General features: G+C 47.5%; 2 protein-coding genes and 1 pseudogene. All 3 read left to right on the top strand.

Annotated elements, in window-relative coordinates; all coding sequences use genetic code 11:
* The first annotated feature begins 132 nt into the window (after nucleotides 1–132).
* The gene (ffh, locus tag WBV75_RS04060; protein WP_424119372.1) at nucleotides 133–1,461 is read left to right on the top strand and encodes a signal recognition particle protein; all 1,329 of its coding nucleotides are present in this window, start codon (nucleotides 133–135) and stop codon (nucleotides 1,459–1,461) included.
* Nucleotides 1,462–1,567: 106 nt separating this feature from the next.
* On the top strand, nucleotides 1,568–1,957 hold the full coding sequence (locus WBV75_RS04055; RefSeq protein WP_424119371.1) for a four helix bundle protein: 390 nt from the start codon (nucleotides 1,568–1,570) through the stop codon (nucleotides 1,955–1,957).
* A 5-nt stretch (nucleotides 1,958–1,962) separates the two neighbouring features.
* Nucleotides 1,963–2,120: pseudogene (locus WBV75_RS04050) on the top strand (tetrahydrofolate dehydrogenase/cyclohydrolase catalytic domain-containing protein); the annotation flags it as partial.

Here is a 2,120-nt window from a genome sequence, read left to right as displayed (position 1 = left end):
CGCTTGCCAACTGCCGACTGCTACTGCCTACTGAGGACTTTCCTTTTGAACCTTGAACCCTGACCTCACAACCCTATCCCCAATCCCCACAGATCATTATCTTTGCAAGACCTGAAAAAAGGCTGTTAGGATATGTTCGACAACTTAAGTGATAAACTGGATAAGGCCATGCATGTCCTTCGCGGGCATGGGCAGATTACTGAGATCAATGTAGCGGAAACCACCAAGGAGATTCGCCGCGCCCTGCTGGACGCGGATGTCAATTTTAAAATCGCCAAGGAATTCACCAATACGGTTAAAGAAAAAGCCATAGGGCAGAACGTGCTTACCACGCTGCAGCCCGGGCAGCTCCTCACTAAAATCGTCAAGGACGAGCTCACCGATCTTATGGGTGGCGATGCGGAGGGTATCGATCTTTCCGGCAACCCATCGGTCATCCTGATGAGTGGCCTTCAGGGATCGGGTAAAACGACTTTTTCAGGGAAACTGGCAAGCTTCCTGAAAAGCAAAAAAAGTAAAAATCCATTGCTGGTTGCGTGTGATGTGTACCGCCCTGCGGCTATTGATCAACTTCATGTGGTCGGAGACCAGATAGGGGTGCCTGTATACTCGGATCGGGAAAATTCGGATCCCGTTGCCCTGGCCGAGGCCGGAATAGCCCACGCAAAGGCGAATGGCCAGAATGTGGTTATTATAGATACGGCGGGTCGTCTGGCGGTTGACGAGGCGATGATGACGGAGATTTCCAATATTCGCAATGCGGTGAACCCACAGGAGGTTCTCTTTGTAGTGGATGCCATGACCGGGCAGGATGCTGTCAATACGGCAAAAGCCTTCAACGAAGTACTCGATTTTGACGGGGTTATCCTCACCAAGCTCGATGGGGATACACGCGGTGGGGCCGCGATTTCCATCAAATCTGTGGTCAATAAACCGATCAAATTTATCGGGACAGGGGAAAAGATGGATGCCATCGATGTTTTTTATCCTTCCCGTATGGCCGACCGAATCCTGGGGATGGGTGATGTTATCTCCCTTGTGGAGCGGGCCCAGGAACAGTTCGATGAAGAGCAGGCGCGAAAGATTCAAAAGAAGATCGCCAAGAATGCCTTTGGATTTGATGACTTTTTAAGCCAGATCCAGCAGATCAAAAAGATGGGGAGTATGAAAGACCTCGTGGGGATGATCCCCGGGGCAGGTAAGGCACTGAAAGGGATGGATATTGACGATGACGCCTTTAAGCATATCGAGGCTATTATCCACTCCATGACCCCGGATGAACGGGCGAACCCGTCCAAACTGGATGCCCGTCGCAAAAAGAGGATCGCCAAGGGGAGCGGTACGAACATTCAGGAAGTCAACCAGTTGCTGAAGCAGTTTCAGCAAATGAGTAAAATGATGAAGATGATGCAGGGCGGTGGCGGCAAGAAAATGATGCAGATGATGCAGAATATGCGATAAGTGAAGTGGGCAGTAGCAGTTGGCAGTGGACAGTAATTTGAGAGAATACTCTTTTTGTGAAAGTTTTTTTCAGGGTCACATTACTATTTCCCTTTAAAATTGATTTTTGAGTTTTAAGAGTCTTTTGGCGTATGAGAAGAGTTATGTTCTGGCAATGAGTGTATTTCATGTTTCTAAGAAATTTCCCAAGGTCGAGCAGTACTCCCTAACAGATCAAATACGTAAATCTTCCAGATCCGTAACTGCAAATATTGCTGAAGCATATCGGAAAAGGAGATACCCGAAACATTTTATTAGTAAGTTAACAGATGCTGATGCTGAGAATTCGGAAACTCAGGTTTGGTTGCAATATTCTCACGATTGTGGTTATCTTACTCCTTTGGAAAATAAACAATTAATAATACAATCCCTGGAGGTTGGCAGGCTATTAGAATTTATGATTCGGAATCCGGAGAAATTCGGATCTGATCAGCTGCCAACTGCCACTGCGAACTGAAGACTATGGTATTACTCGATGGCAAAAAAAATCTCAAACGAAATTAAAGATGAAATTGCAGCTGAGGTTGCAGGAATGAAAGCCCGGGGGGAAAAAGTGCCCCACCTGGCGGCTGTTCTGGTCGGCAATGACGGAGCCAGTCTTACCTATGTGGGCAGTATGG

This window comes from Robiginitalea sp. (assembly GCF_049588695.1).
GTDB lineage: Bacteria > Bacteroidota > Bacteroidia > Flavobacteriales > Flavobacteriaceae > Robiginitalea.
Note: the sequence above shows the minus strand (reverse complement) of the source record. Positions and strands in the feature narration are given on the sequence as shown.

Coding starts and splice junctions, on each gene's coding strand:
- ffh (WP_424119372.1), top strand. CDS start 133: ATGTTCGACAACTTAAGTGATAAACTGGATAAGGCCATGCATGTCCTT.